A 23,319-nucleotide genomic window follows, 5' to 3' on the forward strand; every position below is an offset into this window, starting at 1 on the left:
TTCAAACCTCTTTGCCTATCATATTAATTCCACCGTCCAGCGTAATATGGCCCAGAAACTCAAGAATACGCTCTGCCTGTAATTTTCTCGAATACTTGTGCCTGCCTGAGAAATCATAGCTGTTCTTGATCAGTTGTCCGAGTGAGGCTGCGATCGCCTTCGGATCATGCCCGGCGCATTCTCCATAACGGTCCTGAACCAGTGATATCAGTTCCTGATCTTCGGTCACGGCAAGAATTGGCTTACAAGCACCGATATATTCGAAGGTTTTACCCGGGATGGCAAAGCCGCTTCCACGGGTATGCGTGAGAATTACGGCAACATTTGCTGCTTTCAGCAGTTTTACGGCGTTGTGGTGTTCCATACTTCCATAAATGTGCATCCGAACCCCCGGCCCTGAGTACTCCGCACGGTCGATATCCACTACAGCCTGATGGTCAAGCAGCCCCGCGATATGAAGCGTAACGGCAATACCTGTCTGCCGATAAAATAACTCCAGGCCTTCCATCAAAGCTCCAATATTTCTTCCTTTATAAATTGATCCGATATGTACTAACGAAATGGGTTCAGATGTACGTGTTAAACGCATAAAATCGGAATCTTTGAATAAATTCTCATCATAACCGTTTGTGATAAGCTCCATTTCCTTCTGCGGATTCCGTATCCGGTAATACTGGTAAATCCCTTCTGAAACGGCAATGATACCGTCCGCAAGCCTGCTTATCATCTGTTCGGCTTGCCTGAATACATACTTCGGGTTGCCTTTGCCGATGCTGTGATTGATGATATCGCGGATTTCAATGACCGCCTGCATATGCGGCGACTTGCGTTTGATATAATCGAGAATGTATAAAGCATAAACATCCGGCACGGTAACAAAGACAGCAGCGATCTCCCGACTTGCAAGAAGATCGTCGAGTTTCGCATACAGGGCTTCATTTTTTCGGTCAAACTTGAATTTGCTGTATTTGTAATTTCTCCATGCGGATAAAGTCCATGGGTTGCGAAGTAGATTCTCCACAAGCTGGCGGACGCCCCACTTGGTCGCCATAGCCCCGCTTCTCATTGTTTGGGTAAAGACGCTTTCTACGGTTTCATATTTATAATTCTCTTCAGAAAATTCACTAGCATGGATTCCATGATTCCTGTCATTAATGACGATCAACTCATATCTTTCCTTGAAAAATTCCATAAGTCCCGCGAACCTGACCGATGCAACCACCGGCTCACCCTCCACGTAATCCGAGATGACAATAAGGGTCTCCCTCATCCAGCGCCCACCTCCTGCTCTTCCCGGCTCAGCAGCAGCCTGTAGCCATCTACGGTTCGTTCCGCCGCTTGCTCCCAAGTGAAATCGGAAATAATTCTAGTCTCCAGCCGCTGATTGTAAGGCGCGTTATAGGCGTCAATAATTGCCTTTCGGATGCTTTCGATATTCCCTGGCTCACAATAATAAGCATCGTCTCCAAAGTATTCCCTTGTCGTTCCCCTCGTCGTAACCACAATGTTGCACCCGCTGACCGCTGCTTCAAGCGATACTAATCCTGGTGTGTCATACCAACTGGGCAGGACATGTACCCTGGCACGGCTGTACAGCTTTTGCAGCTCACCGTGATCTACCTCATCCACAATTTCAACGTTATTGTTTTGAATGGCCATTTGCATTGCCTTCAAATACTTTTGCTGCGTTTCATGGGCCCGCCCCGCTAATACCAGCTTGAAAGGAAGTCCATTGAAAGCCTTGATCAGGTTCAGTTGGTTTTTACGTGGCTCAAATCTTCCTACGCATAGAACGATATCCCGCTGCGCATCTGCATCATATTTGAAAATCCCTGCATCTATGGCATTCGGAACTACCAAATAATTCAAGCTCATCCGGGGCTCAAAGATACTTTGAATGAGTTCCATCTCACCCTCTCCATTCGGAAGAAGGAGATCCGCCTGTTCAAGAATCTCACGCTGCAATCTCGTATAACCCTTCCGGATCAGCCTGGAAGTCCCTTCATGCTTTTCCCCGTCAATATAATAGCGGTATAGCCCCCTTAATCTTTCCATTCCATCGTAACTGATCAGCCGATTAACCATTTTCCGCAGACCCATCTGCCCCTGTCTCTCAAATTCCGTGCTTCTCCAGAAAATGGTGGACAATACGACCTTTTTATTTTGGGCCTTAGCATTTTCCAGAAACAGAATGGTTTCCTGTGGGCGCAGCATATTAAATATATGTACGAGGTCATATGAGGACAAGTCAGCCTTAGGGTCGCTGTTAATGTCTATTTGTATATTCGGGGATCTGCCTTCGATGAATTCCTTGGTTTTAAGGATTTGAACCGTATCTCCGCCTTTGCGCGTGAAGATATTATACCTGGTTTGGTAAAGTACCTTCATATTGTTAACCTCCCCTTTAACTGACGCTAATCAATCCACGATCGAATATATCCCTTCCAGAACCGGAAGGTTGGCTACGCCATCGACCACATTCAAGGCGCTTCTGTCGGGAAGCATAATCCGGAAAGGCCGCTTTTCTCCAAACCACAGCGACAACAGCTTCTTCCGGTACTGAGCTTCATGGCGCAGCTCAAAATGGTGTTGATCCCGATGCTCTATCTGCACATGATCGCGAAGATTCACGTAATCGGCCAGTTCCGAGCAGGTACAGTACCACACCTTTTTCCCTCGGATATGCCGAAAGATTTGGAGCAAGCTCTCGCGGTCATCAAAAATGTTAGGGCTCTGTCTCTTTCCGTCATCGCGCGAAGGTGCGATATGCTCCTGTACGCTGATCACCAGCCGCCGCTTCAGCAGACCGTCGATTTCGCGAAGCTTCCAGCGTATGAAGGATTTTTTGAACGTCTGCTTGACGATGTCCTTGATCGTATTCCTTCCGTGATAAACGCTGTTCAACAGCGCTCCATTCACGGTGGAAGGAATGTCTAGAACGCCGCTTTTTCCGAAACGCTTGACGTCGTAGTTGGTAACGGGATCTGAGTCCGTCCCGCAGGACGGGTCGTTCGAACTCTCGGTCTTCCCGCGGTTCCAGTATCTGCACCACCACTCAAAGCCCGATTCATCGATGCTCTCATCCGAAAATGTGTTGCTCGTGTACCCGCAGTATTTACCGCCCATAGGCCTCGTACCTACGGCGTCCATGAATATATCCAGCCCCTCGCCGATGCGGACGAGCGCTTCGTTTAAACTGCTGAAAGAAGCCCATTCCTGAACAAAATCCTTAGCTTCTTCACCCACAACTCCATGTGTTGTTCCATGATAAGCCAGCTCAAAACTCGGATGCTGATGCACCTGTCGAAAAAAATCACGGCTCGCCTCGTCCGCATTGATAGGTTTTGAGTACATGCTGCATACCGGATTCCGGATCATACCTACTCTCTCTCCCACCGGTACGAAAAAGGTAACCTTAACTTCGGGATGATCAGCCAAAACCCGTTCCTGCAAAAAACGGAACGAGGACCGTTCCTCATCCCTGAAGAATCCCCAGTCCTCGCCTTCGTCCACGATTCCGTTGCCACTCGTATCCACCCAAGCGTTTGCCAGGTCATCGATCATGAACAAAACCGGTGAGCGAGCGTTGTTATACCATTTGCATCGTTCAATCTGCATGAAGCATTCTCCTTAATTCATCATCGCCTTACCCGGCGGTGCTGCGCTTTCTCGAATAAGAGTGATTTCAGATGATCCTTGTTCACCTGAAGCAGGGTGTATGCTTTCAGCCATGTCTTCCCGCTCTGTCTTTCAATCATGCGGATATGGTTGTTTACGCGAACTGTATCCGACCAAAAAAATTTGTATTCCTGGGTGCCGCTCATCAAATCGATTTCCGTAATCCCGCTCTGCAAGTAATGCTCCATGACTTTGTTGAGGAGAATCAGGCCCACTCCGTATTCCATGTATTGTTGGGAGAAGGACGTGATGTAAAGATATACCTTGCTTTTATGGCTAAAGGTCAGCATTGCTGAGGCAACGCTGCCGTTAATTTCGATATAGGAAATATGCGCCCCATCCAGCTCATGAAACTTGGAGATGATGTCGCCGTAGAAGCGCATCGTCTCCTGAACGCCAAACAGGCTCTGTGCCCACCGCTCCTTGTGCATGTCAATCAGGTTCTCCCATGTCCTTTCCTCGATAAGCACATGGATTTCCAGCCTTGTCTCAAGATCATTCCGCAGCTTCCGCTCTTTGCGCTCGATCGCCTTGATACGACTTCGGGCTAACTTCCCTTGATGAAACCGTTCCAAGTTCACGTACGGGGTAATGGACCTGGAATGGCTGAATACATCATAATCGCTTCCGCATGCCTGCCCGATCAGACCCGTCACGGGATCCAGCGAATGGATATTATGCAGATCGATACAGTCCCATTCCTGCCGATGGGCATGCAGTACGTTGAATATTTCTTTTAATGCCTTCATGTAGTGAACATATTTATGTATGTAGAAGCTGTTGGTCTCCCCCGTTCCGGAAAGAATGAACTGCAGGGATCTGATTCTCATCCATTTGATAGGCTGTTGGACGATGCACATCGGAGCGGCTGCGATGCATCGGTCCTGGTCGATGACCAGGACGACAAAAAGCTGTCGGTTTGGGCTGAACATATGGGACACGTAAGATTGCAGCCATTCCCACGTGCTGAAAATTTCTGGATACTCCAAGTTCTCCGTCAATTCCTTCCAAGGTCGTTCCCATCGGCACAGCTCTTCCAGACACCGAATCACTACCGTTTTCATGTCTCGTATTCACTCCATGTTTTTATTCATAACGCGTTTTTGAGTCCCTTGAAGGCCCGCACGATTTCCCTGGATTGAATCAACAGCCGCAGCAGCTTGGATTGCTGGCTGGATTCATTCCACATGTTGAAGGAATAACTCACCGAGAACCGGTTCGTCCAGCGGAATTTCCACGAATACGTGCCCGCTCCGAAATCAATCTGCTTCGTGCAGCTGCTGTGGAACAGACTTTCGACCATCTCCATCAGAAGCACGTCCGAAATGCCGTGGTAGTGGGAGAACTTGGGCGAATATCCCGTGTTCCAGCCGTACAATACGTTCCGGTACAAGTAGCAGCACTTGTAAATGATAATTTCGCCGTCTTCGGATTCGAGGTAAAAAAACAAAATCTTATCATTACCTTTGAACAACCTTTTCAGAAAATGCTCGTTGTTCTTGTCTTCAAACAGGCTTCCCCGTTCATGTCTGCCCTTCACCTCGTTCAGGTATTTTTTTTCAAGCTGGTGAATGTGGGCGATTTTATCGTACATATCCTCACTTTGGCTGCCGGTGACGACTCTGAACCTGTACCCCGTGTCGTCCTGCAGCTTTACCCGTTTGCGGCGAAGCTTGGTACTCAACATTTCTTTCTCAAAATCGGCATACGAGCAATAATCATCGCTGTTGATCCGGGCACAGGAGGTCAGGTATTCGGTATGCTTGCTATACCGGTCATGCCGCATCAAGTACTTGAGAAGCTGCGTATCCATTCGCAAATGGGTCAGCTCGACTTTGTCCCATCTTCCCGAATGTTCCTCTACCGTATTCATCAATTCCCGGATGATCGCAGATGACTTGAACTTGCTGGAATCGATAATAAAATTGAAATAGTCTCCCTTTCCAAGGAAGCTCAGCACCCTGCATTTGACGATTTTCTTGTCGATGACGCGAATCATCAGCGGTGCAATGGCTACCATCACGTTGTCCCGGTAATGGCAGAGGATGAACAGTTCCTTGTTTTTCTCGCCTCCGAACGTCTGCCACCAGGAAAAGTTGAACTCAAACGTGCTGTAATAGGTCGCATCCGGATCCTGGTCGGCCAGTCTTTCCCAATCCTCCCGGATCGAGAGGAACCCGTCCATGTCGGTGATGATTTTGGTATTCATGACTCCGACTTCACTCCTTCCATGAGTAGGTTTTTGGATTTGCGGTTCAGTGCCAGCAGCAGGTCCCCGGTCAGTTCCCGGATGGATACGAATTTGAAGATCAGACTGCAGGCAATAAAGGCTGCCACAAGCAGTACGTTCAGCGCAATCTCAATCAGTAAGGAGTGCTCGATCCGCATGAAAACCGCATGCAAGGCATAAGCTGGCAAATAAATAGCAAGATATTTATAAGGATAAAAAATACTGAGACCGAGCGGATAATATTTGGAACCGTAATGATAAAAAACGGCGCTCGTGACCGCATACGAGATAACCGTTGCCAAAGCCGAGCCGTAAATCCCGAGCCATGGAATCAATACGATGTTACAGGCGACGTTAATAAGGGCTGCCAACAAGGAAATCAGGTAGTTGATGCGCATTTTATTCGCGATATGAAGTCCCAGGGAGTAAAAAGCAAGACTGCCAGACAAAAAATACGAGAACGAGATGAGTGGTACCAAAGTGCCCGCGCTGCTGTATTCTTCCGTCGCCACGATTCGGACCGCCATATGGGCGAACAGCGTCAATCCCAGTACGCATAACCAGCCCACGAAATTATAGAGGCGGAACATCTTCCGTATTTTCTCGGGCCCATCCTCATCCTTGTATGCTTTGAACTTGAAAGCCGTAAAAACGGACATGAACGGGGTGATGAAGGCCGGATTGATCAGCATACCGATCTTATACCCGATAGAATATACGGCAACTGAGGATAAGTTCATATACCCTTTGATCAAAAAACGGTCGCTTAAGCTGAGAACCCAGGCGGAAATGTCCCCGAGCAGGAGGCCAGAGCCATAGCCCAGCATTTGGCGGATCGGATCGCGCTTGATGATAAAACGGTACGTGCCGAGATTCAGCACAAACAGCACGATAAACACCAGCACGTTGCTGAATAGCTGAGCCGTTAATATGCCGACGATGCCCATATCCCTGGAGAGAAAAAAATATAATGCAAAAAATAGCGTCGACAAAACGACCGAAAACTGGATGGAGCTCGACTTTAGCGCTTTAAACTGCATGGAATAAGAACTCGAATAAATCAGGTTCAGGCAGGAGAAGACCGAAATCATCACCACGTAAGGAATGTACAAGCCGGAGCCTTCAGCCGCGTTAAACACGAATGGGGACACCAAGGGACCGAGCGCCCATGCACCTCCAATACAGATAGTACCCCATACGAGCGCAAAGGTCAGTGCCGTATTCCGCAGCTCCCGTCTGTTCTCGAATTCGTTAAAGAAGCGGACCATTCCAGAGTGGACTCCGAGGGTAATCATCAAAGACAGCAGCATTTGGACGCTGATGATCAGGTCATACTGGCCGAACTGCTCCTGAGACAGATTCCGGGTGTAGAGCGGAATAAGCAGCAGATTAACGAGCTGCGTCAGGATCGAGGAGCAGAGATATACGGCGCCGCTGGACAGCATTTTCCGGTTATCGGTTGGCACGGGCTATCCCTTTACTTTCCGCAGGCATCTTTTCGCCTGACAATTTGTCATAGATTCCGATCAAATCGGCCGCGTAGTCCCCTGTCATGATGCCTGTGACTGCCTCCTTACAGGTATTGTAGTTATGCATGACCTGCCGCACCTGCCTTACCAGCCCCGGCAGATCACCCGATTCAAACAGAATGGTTCCCTCAGGTCTTCTGCATACGTCGCTAGCAATTGCAGGAACGTTAAAATGAACAGCTTCGGCGATCGATACCCCAAACCCATCCAGGCGGGTAGGCCGGATAAACAGATGGCTCTTTTTTAATAGAGGGTACAACTCGGTATCTACGGCTTCATAGAAAAGTATCCTTTCCGAGAGGCCATCATCCGCAATCCTGCGTTTAAGCCGATCGTAATACGCCCGCTCTTCCGCGCTTTGATCTGCTGCGCCCAGCATGGCAAACAGGAGTCGAACCGACACCCCGTCGTCCACCAGTTCCTTCATCATTTCCACCAAAAGATCGATACCGTACAAGTCGCCGTCCTGCAGCGGCCGGACGAAACCGTTCGCTGCGATCAGGAAATCGGCTTGTTCCATGAACCGGTGGACTTCTGGCGGAATCTTCAATGCATCATCAATGCACTCCACAGGATGAATGTATGCCGGAATAGTACGCACTCGATCCGGTTGGAAACCAAGCTGCAACAACATCTGCGTCGTTGTTTCACTGACGCATATGATATAGTCCAACCGCCTCAGGCTTCCCAGCAGCAGCTTTTTGGTTAAAGGACTAGATTGCTGAAGCTGCTGCGACAGACTATCGCCATGAACCGTAAGCATGATTCTTTTGCCTAAGACCTTATACACGCCAAGAAGAATTCGAATTCGCAGATCTATAGAATGAAAATGAAAAAGATCCCCTTGGATAAATGGGATCTTCAATAAAAATGTTTTGTAGCTGCCCATTGGCAGTATTTGCCGCTCCGCGTCGGCAACGTTCGCTTCATTATAAATGAAGAAGTCCGCCTGCCTTTCACGCAAGACCTCGCCCAGTCTTTGAATATGAATAGATATGCCCCCAATCGGCGGAGGAACCGGTCCCACCAGAATCAGTTTCATATGATCAACGGTTCCTTTCCAACTAGGACCTCCACATTTTTGAATTTTCCGGTTTCCGTCCGGGCAATATGGGGGACGATCGTGATGTTAAAATTCATGCCGATGGTGAACAGCTTTTCCAGCTTCTCGACCACCATTTTAATTTCCTCCTGCACAACTTCCTCCTGCTGCGTCGATTCGACCATGATCTCAATCAGATCATAGCGGTGCTGAATCAGCTTGCAGGCGCTGAACGTTTTGGTCCCACGGAGGGCTATGGCGATCAGCGGCGAGGGGAGCATATCCCCGTTCGGCTTGTACATGATCTCACCCATGCGGCCGTCGATGGAGCGGATAACCGGAAAAAGATGCTCCTTTCCTTTTTGCGGCTGCTGGTCAAAACGCGCGGCGGCATCGGTCAATTCATAGCGAATCATAGGCATCACATCGTTCAAAAAAGAAGTGCCGATGATCGCGCTCGTCTCCTGATTTTGCTCTACATAGCTGTATAAAGGCAGGAAGTAGTAAGAATGGGAGTCATCAAGCCAGCCGCCTAATGCCACTTTCTCCGTCTGTCCGTAATGAGCAAATATGCGGGAGCTGGAAAACACGCTGCTGATAAGATATACCTGATAATCATGTACCATTTCGCAGGCGAGCAAAATGGCTTTAGGCTGATATAATTCAGTGAGCTGATGATCGACCAGAAATTTGGTGAACATCGCCAGTGCAGAAGGAAAACCGTACAGATATTCATAACCCGACGCCAGGATTGCGTTCACTATGTCCCTGATGTTGCGTTCCGTGATGGCTGTGGTGTTTATTTTCAAGGTCCTGGAATACTTATCCAGAATATAAAGCTTATTGCTCGGCAGCGCTCCCCTGAATTCCACTCGCCCATCTCCCGGCTTATAGCCGACATTAGCCCACAGGTAACAGATCGCAGCCCATTCCCGCTCTTCAACCGCTCGGTTCGAATAAAGGGTAAGCGATGTGCCTGTTGTGCCACTGGTTCCTAATTTTTTCAGCTTTTCCGGCGTATATTTGGACACCACCATATCATGGCCGTGCATCCGCACATCCTCTTTATGAATCACAGGAATACGCTCCATGTCACTGAAATCCTGAAGCATATCCGGGTGAAAGCCGTGTGCGTCATATAGCTGTCTGTAAAACTTTGTATGTTCATAAGCCAGCGTTATCATATCTTTCAAGGATTGAAGCTGAGCCTCGCGGATTTGTTCGTATTCCATGCTTTTCATTTTCTCTAACTTGTTCAGCCACAGATGAAACTCTCTGCCAACGTTCACGTACCGAAACGGGAGATAAGATAAAATTTGCTTGGCGGCTACTTTGGTTATATTCATAGGTTCATCATTCCTTTTGATAATGATCGTTCTACTTCTAGCGCGATCTCCATCGCCTGAATTTGCTCCCATAGCGGAATTGGCCAATCGCTTTGTCCCTGAACCGCATCGGCAAACCGTTCCAGCGTCTCCCGCTGTCCTTTATTGCTGATCTTCGTTTCCATTCCTTTCACTTTACTGCCTGCAATCGACAGCCTGCGGTAATCATCAAGAAAAATGTTTTTCCCATCTACGTATATATCCATCTGCTCTTTGGGATATAATTTTGATCCAAGCGCGGTGTATGTCACTGTGGCAACGGAACCGTCCGCGAACTCCATCGTCGCGACAAAATTATCCGTGTGTGAGTAATGCTTTGTCGAGGGTTGCAGATGAGATACATGAATCCGCTGTACTTTGCTCCCTGTCAAATAAGTAAATAGGTCATAAATATGACAGCATTCCCCGCGGTTTCGCCCTCCGCCTTCTTCCGTCTGGGTCCAATGATCCAGCGGGAGGTATCCGGCATTCATTCTATAATTCAGAATCATGGGATTGCTTCGCTGTTCGAGCATTTCCTTGATCTTCAACGCGTAGGGTGAGAATCTGCGGTTGAAGCCGGTAACCAGCACCGGAGCTGGCTTTCCTTCAGAGATGTCGTCATAAAACCGTTCTATTTCCCCTAGCTCAGACATGGTCAGAGCCAGCGGCTTCTCCACAAATACATGCTTGTCAGCCCGTAGTGCATCCAGAACGATTGATGCATGTGTATCATGACGTGTTGCAATAAGCACTGCGTCAATATCCGGGTCCTGAAGAAGCAGCCGGTAGCTTGTAGCCGCATATACTGCTCCGAATTGTTTGGCTGTCTCGGCTGCATTGTGGCCGGTTTGGCTCATGATCGCTTGCAGCTCAAATTTGGCGGATAAAGCATTAATATTCGGAAGATGCATGTTTTTGGCAAATTCACCTGCTCCGATCAATCCGATATGTACTTTCTTGTCCGTTCTCTGAATGGTATGAGGCCGGGTATTTATTATTACCTTATGGGACAAACTGCGGACTTCGGTTTGTTCCGGATAAGAAAGCAGCACCATCATCGGTTTTTTCTCCGCATGTTGGATATATTCATAGGCTTCCGACGCTTCTCCAACCGGGAATATGCGGGAAATCATCGGTTCAAGCCTCACTTTTCCTTCCGCTGCCAGCCTCAAGAACTCCCTCATATTCCGGTTTTCCGTCCATCGTACATATCCAAGCGGGTAGTCCTGCCCTTTCTCCTCATAGTTCCGGTCGTAGCGTCCCGGCCCATAAGATGTAGAAATATAGAAATCCAGCTCCTTTTCGTAGATGTCGGATCGATTAATCTCGAGACCCACATCGCCTACAACGACGACACGCCCTTTCTTCCGTGTCATCCGAAAGGCCTCGGAGAGTATTACACTTGATCGCGCTGCTGCTGTTATGATGACGCCATCCGCCCCCATACCATCCGTGAGCCGGAGTGCTGCTTCAACACCGCTCTCTTCCTGGGGCTGTATAGCCAACTCCATGCCTAAGCTTTTTGCCAGTGCAATTCGCCCGGAATCCAGGTCAGTACCAATGACCCTGCATCCGTTTGCCTTCAGCAGTTGTACCGTAAGTTGCCCCAGAATGCCTAGCCCGATCACAATAAATGTCTCCCCAAGAGTTGGTGCAGCACGCCGTAACCCCTGCATGGCGATTGCTCCGAGCGTCACTGTACTGGCCTCTGCCAAGCCCAAGCCATCGGGTACCGGTGTAACCAAATTCCTTGGAACCCGGATGACTTCCGCATGATGGGCAAACTGTGCTCCCGCGCATGCGACAAGGTCACCCTCCTTCAGGTCCGAGACCCCATCACCGACCTCAATAACGGTTCCGGCCGCCGAATAGCCAGATGGTTGTCCAGCACCGGCTTTCAATTTAAGCATATTCCGAGTATGGGATAACCCTTGTGAAGCGGCTATATTCATCAACTTCCGTACGTTTTCAGGCTGCTGAACCGCGCGTTTCCATAGCGGAACTCCGCTGCTTTTAAGTCCGCTAAGCTCGGTTCCTATCGATATACAGGAATGATTCACCTGAACCAGCACGGTTCCCTTTTGGATTTCGGGTGCCGGAATTTGTTCAACCACAGCATTTCCTTGTCTAATAATTACCTGATTCATTAGTAGTAGCTCCCCCGTTTTAATCCCAGTGAATTGTAGTTCGCAGATATTGATGATGGGTATACACACGCAGTAATTGACTCGGTTCACGGACACCGTAATCCTTAGATATCCATCCTTTTTGTATCTGCACATCGGTGGCATTTTCAAAGGCAACGATAGCCTTGAATCCCTCCGCTTGCAGTATTAAGTTCCTCTTGTCCGCATACACTCTTATCCCTGTAGCCAGCATAAATGCTGCTGAAGCCGGGAGTACTTCACTTTGTGCAGGAGTCGCGTGCTCAAGTTTATCGATGATGACCAGCCCCGAGTCCTTCAGCATAATTTCACGTCTATGAATGATTCCGCTCTTTTTCTCAAAGCCGCGGTGATTCCCGGCAAAATACTCGTAAGAGAACAACTCGCATTTCGCATAAGTTTGTTCCCGCAGCAAAAACAAGTTTCTATCCTCCATATCATTTTGTTCCATATCTCCAACCTGCAGCGTGTTATGAACAGTTGTACTACGAAAAAGGTTTCTTGCCCGATAATCGGCCGAGTAGATAAAAGTACCCGGATCCACAATTATATCCTTACCCTTAACATTCAGCTCAAAGCTCAGTTGGTCGTTATGACTGTGTGCCCCATGTCCGTGAAAGGAAAGCTCTCCGCAGCGGATTAGACAGTATATCTCCGGGCTGCGGAGCACATAGTAGCCGCCATCCGGAAAAGCCACAGATCTTGGTTCATCAAGCTCCGGTATCCGGCTCGGCTTATTTCCGCCAGCAATCCACAATGCGTCTTCCCAGCTGCTGATGCCGGCTTCCCGAAAATCATCCCGTTCAAAGAATTCACCGGCTACAGCCAACAGATGGCGGAAATCGCTACGTACCCATCTGCTGTATCGAGAGACAATGAGATATCTTCCATCATCAGCATCGCCAATCAGTGGCGTCAATCCATCCGGTTTCATGATATGCAGCATAAACTCATGCATTTTCTCAAGACGACGCATATATGCATCCGAGAAATGGAGTCCATTCCTTGAGCACCACATCGTTGTTAGCAGAAACATTTCAGCGACAAGCCGGTGATAAGAGGTGGATGCTTCATAGTTGGTTCCATCCTCATTGACCTGTACAAACAGCTCCTTCTCCATTTCATTCATACCGAAGGTCAGCCAGTCTGCAGGATTACCTAATTGAGGCTGATTCCCCTGTATGTTAAAGCTGCCAAAATAAATTCCAAGAGCAATCAGGCCAGCCAAATCAGCCGTATAATGATTTCCTGTATGTTCCCCGGTATTCTCCAGGTTACCGCGAATAAAGACACCATGCAGATATAATGAGGCATGGAAACTTTCCCAAAAGGACTCGGGTATGGATGGACTTTTTCGAAAAAAAGGAACGACGGCAATCCAATTGGCCGAACGGATAGCAACATCCATGGCACAAGTCCAGTTGACTGACATCTCAACCGGATTCTGTATCATCCAATCTTCAAGCTGTGCCTGAAATTCAAGGGCGTATTTCTCGTCCTCAGTCAGCCAGTAGGCCTTCCCCAAGGTGAAAAAATGCTGAAAACGCGAAAGCTCCCAGGGAACCTTGACGTCCGCAGCATTATCCAGATCAACAATTTTAATCCATTTATAAAATTTATTATCCCACCGGAACCCCGTTTTGAAATCCTCATGCCAAGGCAAGGAAGGTCCAAGACTTGTTTCGCCTGAACCAAGAAGATCAAAAACATGCGCGCAGATCCGTTCCGCATCATGGATGATCTCCTGATCCACCCTCTCTGATTCCAGTACGTTCACATAATGTTCCCGGCTGAGCGGATCAAAGAGAAATGTGCTTGTCGTTTCAAATGATCGAAACAACTCCGGCCGAAGCGTAATGGGCGAGCGGCTTATCCGGTATTGTCTGTATGCGAAACGCGCCTCCTGTATCGCTTTGCCGGCGATTTTCTTCATCGCAGCCCGAAAAGGCATTTCCTTCAGGCGCCTAATTTTGGTTTGAACTGAGGACATTCTTTACACTCCCACTTCCACACGGGGAGCCAGGAGGAAAAATCCTCTGGTATCCACAACGATCTTTTCCTGCAATTGATCCGGGCTTATGGAACGGAAAGCTTCATGGTTCACCAGCAGCAATACAATATCCGCCTTGCGCACCGCCTCTTCCGCGTCTGACAGGAATACATTTTCATTTCGCAAATTGTCAGGCAGCTGCTCAATATGAGGCTCCACAACATGCATCGTGGCTAATCCCGTCTTAGCCAGATGCTCCACAATCGCCATCGACGGACTTTCACGCAAATCATCAATATTCGCCTTGAAGGCAAGTCCCAGACAGGCAATGACAGGCGATCTCAGCTTCGCAGCAAGCTGCAGTACTTTCTCCACCACATACCAGGGCTTCTGGTCATTTACGATTCGGGCGGTATGAATTAACTTAGCCTGCTCAGGAGCAGCATCGACCAGGAACCAGGGGTCGACTGCAATGCAGTGTCCTCCCACCCCAGGCCCCGGCTGGAGGATATTGACACGTGGATGATGGTTAGCCAAGCGGATCAGCTCCCAGACATCGATATCCAAGTGATCGCATATCAATGACAGCTCATTCGCAAATGCAATATTCACATCTCTGAAGGAATTTTCCGTCAGCTTAGCCATTTCGGCAGTACGGGCATTCGTTTCAAGAATTGCTCCTTTGACAAAATGCCTATAGAAATCAGCGGTCCCATGTGTGGAAGCCTCATCAATTCCTCCAATAATGCGGTCATTCTCCACCAGTTCCCTTAAAATCTGTCCTGGAAGGACCCGCTCCGGACAGTAGGAAACAAAAATCCGGTTGTAAGCGGCATGAAGCGATTCCGAAATACTCAGATCCTCTCTCGCTGCTACGATCCAGTCAGCAATCTGCTCTGTCGTACCCACCGGGCTGGTTGATTCAAGGATAACAAGGTTTCCCGGCCTTAGGAAAGGAATGATTGCCTTTGCCGCCTGCTCTACATAGGTCAAGTCGGGTTTGTTGTTTTCCTTAAAAGGAGTCGGTACGGCCAAAATAAAGATATCCGCCTCTGCAGGAGCTGTAGAAGCACGCAAAAATCCGCTCTGTACAGCGCTCTGTACGGCGAGGTCCAGATCTGGCTCCGTGATATGAACCTCTCCTTGATTAATCCGATCAACTGTATGTATGTTAACGTCAACGCCATGTACGTAAAAACCATTCATCGCCAGCAGACTGGCAGTCGGAAGTCCGATATAACCAAGTCCCATTACACACACTTTCTTCACCATTTGAGCCCCTGCCTTATAATAAAATTGAAGGAAATCAAAACAATACCTTTCCCTGCTTTTCCGCCTGCAAAATACGATCCATTGCCGCCAGAAGGGAAAGTCTCAAATCCTCCTGATGCAGCGCAAAATCAATGGTGGTCAGAATATAGCCAAGCTTCTCTCCAACATCAAAACGCTCTCCCTCAAAGGTATATCCGATACAGCCCTTTTCCACAATCAGCTGCTGGATGGCGTCAGTAAGCTGTATTTCTCCGCCGTATCCCGCCTCCTGACGTTCCAGATAACTGAATATTTCCGGCGTCAGCACATAACGTCCGATGATAGCCAGGTTAGACGGGGCTTCGCCGGGGCTTGGCTTTTCCACAACCCTGCGGAGTGCATAGGCTGTGCCCGCATGATCCAGCGTATGTAACGGATCAATGACCCCATAACGGTGTGTCTGGTCGACTGGTACAGCACCTACCCCCACAACGGAGAGTCCATAGGTTTCGTATTGTTCTACTAACTGTCCTATACATGGCACTTCTGACCTCACGATGTCATCACCGAGCAGCACGGCAAATGGCTCATTACCGATGAAATTCCGCGCACACCATATGGCATGCCCCAGTCCTTTAGCTTCCTTTTGGCGGATATAATGAATTTCAACCTCCGAAGATCGGCGTACCGATTCGAGAACCTCCAGCTTGCCCTTCTGCAGCAAATTCAGTTCGAGTTCAAACGAATGATCGAAGTGATCCTCAATAGATCGTTTCCCTTTTCCCGTCACGATAATAATATCCTCAATGCCTGCAGCTATTGCCTCCTCCACAATATACTGAATGGTCGGCTTATCGACGATTGGAAGCATTTCCTTAGGCATCGCCTTGGTTGCCGGCAGAAAGCGTGTGCCCAGGCCCGCTGCCGGAATAATCGCCTTTCTGACTTTGTTCACTGCTTTCATCCCCCTTTTGGTATTCCATTCTCTTTGTTGATAACTGAATTAAAGTATGAGCTGTATGTCCGGCCTCACATAGCTCATACTTCAACCGAAGTATGAAACGGGCATCTAACCCGGCCTCACACCACACTCCCGACGATTTACGTCTAAGGTATTTGCATACCCACAGCATGATCGAGTGCCTACCATGATAAAGGTACAGTAGACATAACCTTCGGCTGCACAGCCGACATCGAATAACTATTCGGGAAGACCGTAATAGTAATACTGGTTCGCTTCTGACTTGCTGTACTTTTTATTGTTCAGAACCACACCGAGAATGTTGGCCTTGGCGAGCTCCAACTTTTCCTTGGTTTTCTTGATAAACTCCCGTTTCACCTTACCTGCGTATATAACTAGAATGACTCCGTCGCTGATGGAAGCCACAATCAGGCCATCTGCTACCGCCATCACCGGCGAAGTGTCAATCAGGATGATATCGTATTCCTCTTTCCATAAATTGATGATTTCCTTTAATTTATCCGATGACAGCAGCTCTGTTGGATTGGGTGGAACAGGACCCGCTGTGACAAGGGATAAGTTATCAATGGTCGTCTGATGCAAAATCTCGCCATAAGAGCACTGGTTTGCCAAAATATTGGATAAACCTACCCGATTGGAGACATTGAATACGCTTTGCAGTGAAGGATGTCTCAAATCAGCATCAATCAAGAGCACCTTTTTTCCCTCATGGGCATAGGCAACCGCCAAATTGCTGATGGTCGTGGTCTTGCCTTCACCTGCCTGGGTAGAAGTGACAGCCATGACCTGCAGCTTGTGGTTCCAGCCGGAAAACTGAATATTGGTGCGGAGGTTTCGGTAGCCTTCGGAGATGTTGGACCTGCGATTGGTATTCATAATCAGCTTGTTCTTATTGACTGAGCGGCGCATATTTTTCACCTGCCTGTTTTTTGGATCGGGCGGAGGAGCGTGTTTTAAGATCTCTCTTTTTCATTTTCCGGATCGCCCCAAGCGTAGTCAGTTCCAGATACCGTTCTACGTCGTACTCGTTTCTCACCGTATCATCAAGGTATTCAAGCATAAGCACGATGCCCACAGCCAACAGAAAGGAAGCGGCAAAAGCAAGGGCGACATTCACTTTAAGCTTCGGACTAACGGGCACCGGATTTTTCTGCGGCTTGGCGTTGTCCAGAATAGTAATGTTATCGACCTTCATAATCCGCGGAATTTCTTCCTTAAATACCTTCGATACGGCATTGACGATATTCATGGCGTGGTCGTAGGACGGGTCTCTCATTTTAAGCGTAATAACTTGGGAGTTCTGGGCCGTGATAACTTGCAGCTTATCGATCAGCTCTGTTGAGGTAACCTGCATGTCGGGATGCTGCTGCACAACCTTGTCCATAATGGATGCTGATGTAATAATCACTTTGTAGGAATTAATCAGCATAATATTGGATGTAATTTCATTCAAATCCAGTCCCCTGGCTCCCTCCTGATCCAAATTCATCTTATTCACGATCAGCGTGCTTGAAGCCTCATACATCGGCGTGATCATATATTTGCTGTACAGTCCGGCTCCCGCGGTGCATATCATCACAAAGGCAACAATCAGCCATAACCTTTTTCTAAGCATCTGTATCATTAACTTCAGTTCCATTAGGACTCCCCCAACTCTTGTACGATTTGAACCCGGGTGGCTATTTTCCCGGAACTAGGTATGCAGATCGCCAATCTTTCCTCCTAGGACTAATTGGGCCGCATGCTGCTGCAAAGCTTGCAGATAGGCTGGCCCGCACAGCCGCTCAAGCACTTCATGTCCTTCCTTTGTGTAAAAACTCCTCCGGATGGTACTGTGGGCATCGCTTCCGATCAAATGAATCCAACGTTTTCTACATAGATATGAAGCAGTGTTTTGTACCTCCTCACCGAAAAAGCCGATAAGCGACTGGGTTGTCACCTGCAGTCTTACGCCATGCTGTTCGATCCATGCAATCACCTGATCCGGATTTCGTATGATGCCAAGGTTCCTTTCGGGATGCGCGATCACAGCGTGAATACCGTGTTGTTTTATGTAAGCCAAAAATTTGTGGAAATAATCGGGTATGCCGCGGGATGGCAGTTCAACCAGCAGATAAGAGCTTTCAGCAAGTGTTTGAATCCGACCAGCCTGATGTTCTGACCGGAAGGCATCTGTCAGGCGGAATTCCTGCCCTGGATAAATCTTCAGCGGGATATTGTTTTTCTTCAGCTTGCTGTTCAGAGCTTCCACTCTCCGCTGAATTTTCCGGGCTGTGTTGATGTATCTTTTGGTGGCATGATGCGGTGTAGCAATAATCGTATGCATTCCCTCCTTCACGGCCGCCGCAGCCATGCGAAGCGCACCCTCGGTGGAGCTCGGACCGTCATCTACACCGGGAATGATGTGGCAATGGGTATCAATCATCTTATCGGCACCTGTTTCTTCAGAACTTTTGTAACAATATGTATCATTGCAGGTAATATCGACAGCATTTATTGTTGATGGAGAGCGAAATCTGAAGGGACTTGATGAGAGTTGGAATTACAGCCAAAACTTGCACCATTAGGCAAATCCCAAGGGTAATCAAGGGAGCTTGGAACCTGATTTTTTAGGAAAATGGTTCCAAAATGCATATTAACTATTGACGACACTGTTAATTTACGATACATTTTGTATCATGTCAAGCGTTATTTAATTGGTCTTGGAATCGAATACGGAGGGTGGGAACGAATGAAGTACGGTCACCGGATTGCGGAGCTTCGTGAACAGAAGGGCTGGACACAAGAGGAATTATCCGCTTCGATTGGAATCAGCAGAGCCGCATTGTCTCATTACGAAAAAAACCGAAGAAAGCCGGATTATGAGACTCTTAACCGACTTGCGGATCTGTTTCAGGTATCCATTGATTACTTACTGGGAAGGAGAGACTTGCCCAAGGCTTCAGTAGACCCCGAGCCGAAATTTTCAGAACCATAAAGCTGCAGCTAAGTCATACATACTCTGCATGAATCATTTTTCATTGAAGCTTTGTACAAATGCAGGTTCAGCATGTATAATATGGTAGCAAACATATGTTTGCCTAAAAAACATCTTAGTCAGTCAGAGGAGGAACAATGAAAGGTTCAACACATTTGGCCATCGGCGTAGCCATCGGAGCGGCCGCGGCCGCCCACTATCCATTCACCCTGAAACACGCTGCCCTTTATGTCGCTGTTTCCGCTCTCTCTGCGCTTAGTGCCGATCTGGATGGTCCAAGCATGCTGAGTTCGAGGATCGGTCAGTTTTCCAAATGGCTGCGGGAAATGCTGTATTGGTCCGGCCTGCTTCTCATCGTGATTCTTGCCTGGTTGTATTTCACGGCGCATTATTTCGTCCTGGAGTATTCCCTGGCAGCGCTCAGCCTGTTTCTGCTCGGCCTGATTATCAAAGACGGTCTCTTACGGAACATCCTTGTCAGCGCCATTGGATGCCTGCTGCTGTATAACGGCTGGTCTCATCATATGATGTGGCTCGTAGGCTTCGGCATTTTTGTAGCTGCTGCCCCATGGTTGAAGCACCGCGGAATGACACACACAATCTGGGCACTAGGACTATGGGCCGCTATCGGTTCGGGTCTTCAGAATCAGCTGCAGATTGAAGGTATCATGCTGGTGGCAACGGCCGGATATGCTTCGCATCTGATTGCTGATACGCTTACGCCAAATGGTGTCAAATGGCTCTATCCGCTATTCAATAAGTCGTTCAAACTGCCCCTCGCATAGGATGGTTAGTTCCATCTTACCGGTCCGTTCGGTCGATACAGAGTTTGTGCAAGTCAAGACTAATTGCGCTTGAAGGCGGTTTTGCCGGCGCCCATAATAGAATGAGCCCGGACAAAACTGATATGAAGCGAGTGATCAGAGATGTATAAACGCAAGACAACAAGGTCAGCGAGACGAACCAGAAATCTGTTGCTGGCTGCTGTATCAGCCGTCTTACTTCTTCCCCTTTCAGCCCATGTGCAGGCTGAGCCTTCAATGCAAGTCCCGCCTGAAATGCTCTCATATACGACCATTCAGTTACCTGATGGCGCAGTATTTGAGCATGATGATAACCAGTTGGCCTTTGCCGCTATACGGGATGGAGAGGTTCAGGTGACTGCTATCGGAGCCTATGGGCAGATCAAACCCGTTGCCACGTTTTCCAAGCAAAAGCTCGAATATATCTCTTCATTTCATTGGACCCACGACCATGGTTCCCTGATTGCCGGTGGAAGTTATATGATGAAGCTAGGCCCATCAGGAAAGCTGGAGTGGGATTATGCTTTCTCTTCCGCTGTCCCGGCCAGCCTCGTCCGCTATGCCGTTCAGCTAAAGGACAAAAGCTACATTGCCGCTGTCACTGCACCTGCACAAACGCCTAATGCTAGTACGCTTCGGTTGGTTCATCTTTCCGAGAACGGTAAGTTTATAAAGGAACAAGAGCTTTCCGGTGTTACTTTCGACAATGTGGATACGTTGACCGCGTTATCGGACGGGGGTTTTGTGATATCTGCAGAATCAGTAGCTGACAATAACAATGAACAGATTTTCGTCGCAAAATGGGATAAGAATCTGAAATCAATCTGGCAGAAGCGCTTCGATCCTGCGGAGGATACTGAAAACTTATGGATTACTGCCTTGTCCGAAGGAAGCCGCGGCGATATGGCGCTTGCCGGCTACTATAATCATCCGAATCCGGATGGCGGATATCGCTATTTAACAACAGGTTATGTCATGGGTATTCAGCATGATGGTTCTCTGCAGTGGATACATAAGCCGGATCCTTCTCTGGACCGGAGTATGCTAAACGATATCCAGCCTGCTCCCGGAGGCGGTTTCCTGGCAACCGGAACGGTCAGCCAAGATTGGCATGGTACGGTCTCGAAGCAGTTTGTATGGAAGCTTGGCAGAACCGGAGATACGGAATGGAATAAAGTCATCAACCGGACAACTTTTAACAGCGGACTTATCGTACAGCCTTTGAATAATCCGGATCATAAGGATTCTGCCCTGCTGGTTGGTTCTGCGGACGGAGCTCCCACCCTGATCAAAATCGGATATCCGGCCAGTCAGTAATCATTACTGCTTATCTGAATCAACTCCCCAGCGTAAAACAGCATTTTCTTTCTAAGTCATGAAGGAATTTGCAGCGCTTTGGGGAGTTTTTTGGTTTTGAGTCGAAAAATAGGCCGCCACTTCAACCTTCATGAATATATTTTATTCTTATGCTGAATACTTTTAACTTGAGGAAATACACCCATCTTTTGTTAAAAGACATCTTAAAAAGGTTATGTTATTAGAATGAAATCATATTTCACCCAAGGAGAATATTTACGTGGCGAATAAATCCATTTTTGCAGTATGGGTCAGTTTGATCAGCAATGTTCTGTTGACGATTTTAAAAATTGTTACCGGTCTTATTTTCAATAGTAAGGTGCTCGTGGCAGACGGTATACATAATGCTGGTGACGTTGTGGCTACCATTGCCGCCCTGACCTCTGCGCTTGTTAGCAGAAAACCGGCGGATGAGGATCACCCTTACGGACATGGAAAAGCAGAGGCCATCGCCTCCGGCATCGTAGCCATTATTTTGATCATGGCTGCCCTTCTCATGGTCTATAAGTCTGTGGAGTCCTTTTTCGAGCCGCCTGCCGCAGCCAGCTGGATATCGCTTGTCGCGGCTTTGATCTCTTTAATCTGGAAACAGGCGCTGTATATGTACTGTATCCGGATCGGCAGAGCGGAGAACAGCCGCAGTCTGATCGCAACCGCCTATGATCATATTGCCGATGTGTATGCGTCTGCAGCCGCTTTTGTCGGTATCGGCATCTCCTTGATCGGAGATCATTTCCATTTAGCCTATACCGAATATGGTGACTCTGCCGCGGGTATTATCGTATCTTATCTCGTAATCCGGTTGGGCTTTAAAATGGGCCGCGAAGCCATCGATATTTTAATGGACAAAAATATTACGAATGAGCAGTTGGCCGAGCTAAGCTCTATCATCTATTCTGTTCCGAATGTTAAACGGGTGGATAGCATCCGCGCCAGAGAGCTGGGAAATGCCATTATTGTAGATGTAAAGGTGAGTGTACCCAATCAGTTGACGGTTAAAGAAGGCCATGATGTGAGCCGGGAGGTCAAAAAAACGATCATGCAGCGGATGAAGCTGGTCGGAGATGTCATGGTTCACCTAAATCCATGGTACGAAGATGGCGAGCAGGAGCAATGAACTTGAAAGCCCATCTCTCTTTTTGTTTAAAATATGGACGATGGGTTAAGTTTTACTGTAGTCGTCAACATCAGGTTTAGAGAGGATGATCCCTATGAATTTCAATGAACGCCGTAAAAAGCTTCCTGTAAAAATATGGTCCACCGCGGTTGTACTTAGCTTAAGTATCGCCCTATCCGCATGCGGCGACAGTAATAAAGTTTCGGACGCCTCCACAAAAGCTGCCGATACGGGGTCTGGTCAGCCGATAGAAAACAGCGTCAATGATTCCAAGACCGCACCGGATAACGGCGCAGCTACTGACAGCAAGGAAACAACGGGGCCGGTGACCACACCCAAAGTCGAGACGCCGGATAATCCCCAGACGCCATCGAGCGGGGCGAATCCTTATGAGGTCGCAGGCATAGATAATCCGGATAAGTTTAACGAGATTTTCAAGGCCGTGCAGACGGCTGTCGCATCGGGGAGCAAGGAACAGGTCGCAGAATATGTTCTTTTCCCGCTCCGTGTCAACGAAAACGGCAAAAGTAAAAATGTTAAGGATAAATCAGCTTTTCTCGCCGACTACGATAACATTATGACCGACTCCGTCAAAAAGGCACTGGCGGATCAAAAGCTCAATACGTTGTTCGTCAATTACCAAGGTGTCATGGCTGGCAACGGTGAAATCTGGTTTGGCGCATCAGCTGATGAGAAGGACAAGTATGGCATCATCGCAATTAACAAGGACCAACCCGGAACATCGAAATTAAATTAGAGCAAAATAATTTACAGCAAAATAAAGGGGATGTTCCCAGGTCATTGAATGTGACCTAAGGAACATCCCCTACTT

The 23,319-nt window shown here is 48.1% G+C and carries 19 protein-coding genes and 1 pseudogene; 5 read left to right on the forward strand and 15 right to left on the reverse strand.

The genetic code is table 11. The annotated features are described in order from the left end of the window. Window position 1 precedes the first annotated feature (1 nt). The 15 genes from KJS65_RS13065 to KJS65_RS13135 form a co-directional block, all read right to left on the reverse strand. Entirely contained in the window at window positions 2-1,270 is a 1,269-nt protein-coding gene (locus KJS65_RS13065; protein WP_213650175.1) for a glycosyltransferase family protein, read from the reverse strand. Then, complete coding sequence (locus tag KJS65_RS13070) at window positions 1,267-2,388, reverse strand: glycosyltransferase (protein ID WP_213650176.1); 1,122 nt, start codon at window positions 2,386-2,388, stop codon at window positions 1,267-1,269. Before KJS65_RS13070 ends, KJS65_RS13065 begins: the two co-directional genes overlap by 4 nt. A gap of 30 nt (window positions 2,389-2,418) precedes the next feature. Beyond that, complete coding sequence (locus KJS65_RS13075; protein WP_213650177.1) at window positions 2,419-3,618, reverse strand: hypothetical protein; 1,200 nt, start codon at window positions 3,616-3,618, stop codon at window positions 2,419-2,421. A gap of 20 nt (window positions 3,619-3,638) precedes the next feature. Next, window positions 3,639-4,742, reverse strand: a complete 1,104-nt coding sequence (locus KJS65_RS13080; protein ID WP_213650178.1) for a GNAT family N-acetyltransferase — start codon at window positions 4,740-4,742, stop codon at window positions 3,639-3,641. 26 nt (window positions 4,743-4,768) lie between these two features. Further along, the gene (locus tag KJS65_RS13085; protein ID WP_213650179.1) at window positions 4,769-5,887 is read right to left on the reverse strand and encodes a GNAT family N-acetyltransferase; all 1,119 of its coding nucleotides are present in this window, start codon (window positions 5,885-5,887) and stop codon (window positions 4,769-4,771) included. Further along, a complete protein-coding gene (locus KJS65_RS13090) occupies window positions 5,884-7,374 on the reverse strand; it encodes a lipopolysaccharide biosynthesis protein (protein ID WP_213650180.1) in 1,491 nt (496 codons plus the stop codon). The genes KJS65_RS13085 and KJS65_RS13090 overlap by 4 nt, the downstream gene beginning before the upstream one ends. Continuing rightward, window positions 7,361-8,479: a glycosyltransferase family 4 protein gene (locus KJS65_RS13095; protein ID WP_213650181.1), complete on the reverse strand. Its 1,119-nt coding sequence runs from the start codon at window positions 8,477-8,479 to the stop codon at window positions 7,361-7,363. The genes KJS65_RS13090 and KJS65_RS13095 overlap by 14 nt, the downstream gene beginning before the upstream one ends. Next, window positions 8,476-9,825, reverse strand: a complete 1,350-nt coding sequence (locus tag KJS65_RS13100; protein WP_213650182.1) for a hypothetical protein — start codon at window positions 9,823-9,825, stop codon at window positions 8,476-8,478. The genes KJS65_RS13095 and KJS65_RS13100 overlap by 4 nt, the downstream gene beginning before the upstream one ends. Then, window positions 9,822-11,993: a bi-domain-containing oxidoreductase gene (locus KJS65_RS13105; RefSeq protein ID WP_213650183.1), complete on the reverse strand. Its 2,172-nt coding sequence runs from the start codon at window positions 11,991-11,993 to the stop codon at window positions 9,822-9,824. Before KJS65_RS13105 ends, KJS65_RS13100 begins: the two co-directional genes overlap by 4 nt. A gap of 19 nt (window positions 11,994-12,012) precedes the next feature. Continuing rightward, entirely contained in the window at window positions 12,013-14,001 is a 1,989-nt protein-coding gene (locus tag KJS65_RS13110; protein WP_213650184.1) for an alginate lyase family protein, read from the reverse strand. Between the two features lie 3 nt (window positions 14,002-14,004). Then, on the reverse strand, window positions 14,005-15,273 hold the full coding sequence (gene wecC, locus KJS65_RS13115; protein ID WP_213650185.1) for a UDP-N-acetyl-D-mannosamine dehydrogenase: 1,269 nt from the start codon (window positions 15,271-15,273) through the stop codon (window positions 14,005-14,007). A gap of 34 nt (window positions 15,274-15,307) precedes the next feature. Next, window positions 15,308-16,207, reverse strand: a complete 900-nt coding sequence (galU, locus tag KJS65_RS13120; protein ID WP_213650186.1) for a UTP--glucose-1-phosphate uridylyltransferase GalU — start codon at window positions 16,205-16,207, stop codon at window positions 15,308-15,310. Between the two features lie 246 nt (window positions 16,208-16,453). Next, window positions 16,454-17,143 (reverse strand): CpsD/CapB family tyrosine-protein kinase, encoded by a 690-nt coding sequence (locus KJS65_RS13125; protein ID WP_213650187.1) that lies wholly within the window; start codon window positions 17,141-17,143, stop codon window positions 16,454-16,456. Next, window positions 17,124-17,873 carry a YveK family protein gene (locus KJS65_RS13130; protein WP_213650188.1) on the reverse strand — a complete coding sequence of 250 codons (750 nt, stop codon included), beginning with the start codon at window positions 17,871-17,873 and terminating at the stop codon, window positions 17,124-17,126. Before KJS65_RS13130 ends, KJS65_RS13125 begins: the two co-directional genes overlap by 20 nt. 54 nt (window positions 17,874-17,927) lie before the next feature. After that, window positions 17,928-18,659, reverse strand: coding sequence for a tyrosine-protein phosphatase (locus KJS65_RS13135; protein ID WP_213650189.1), 732 nt, complete (start codon window positions 18,657-18,659; stop codon window positions 17,928-17,930). A 306-nt stretch (window positions 18,660-18,965) separates the two neighbouring features. Here KJS65_RS13135 and KJS65_RS13140 point away from each other — a divergent pair. From KJS65_RS13140 to KJS65_RS13160, 5 genes and pseudogenes are all read left to right on the forward strand, one after another. After that, a pseudogene (locus tag KJS65_RS13140) lies at window positions 18,966-19,190 on the forward strand (helix-turn-helix domain-containing protein); the annotation flags it as partial. A 158-nt stretch (window positions 19,191-19,348) separates the two neighbouring features. Then, on the forward strand, window positions 19,349-19,996 hold the full coding sequence (locus KJS65_RS13145) for a metal-dependent hydrolase (protein ID WP_213650191.1): 648 nt from the start codon (window positions 19,349-19,351) through the stop codon (window positions 19,994-19,996). Between the two features lie 255 nt (window positions 19,997-20,251). Further along, window positions 20,252-21,331: a hypothetical protein gene (locus KJS65_RS13150; protein ID WP_213650192.1), complete on the forward strand. Its 1,080-nt coding sequence runs from the start codon at window positions 20,252-20,254 to the stop codon at window positions 21,329-21,331. A gap of 259 nt (window positions 21,332-21,590) precedes the next feature. Continuing rightward, the gene (locus KJS65_RS13155; RefSeq protein WP_374706159.1) at window positions 21,591-22,487 is read left to right on the forward strand and encodes a cation diffusion facilitator family transporter; all 897 of its coding nucleotides are present in this window, start codon (window positions 21,591-21,593) and stop codon (window positions 22,485-22,487) included. A 94-nt stretch (window positions 22,488-22,581) separates the two neighbouring features. Continuing rightward, the gene (locus KJS65_RS13160) at window positions 22,582-23,244 is read left to right on the forward strand and encodes a hypothetical protein (RefSeq protein WP_213650193.1); all 663 of its coding nucleotides are present in this window, start codon (window positions 22,582-22,584) and stop codon (window positions 23,242-23,244) included. Window positions 23,245-23,319: the final 75 nt, after the last annotated feature.

This window comes from Paenibacillus sp. J23TS9 (assembly GCF_018403225.1).
Classification (GTDB): domain Bacteria; phylum Bacillota; class Bacilli; order Paenibacillales; family Paenibacillaceae; genus Paenibacillus_AQ.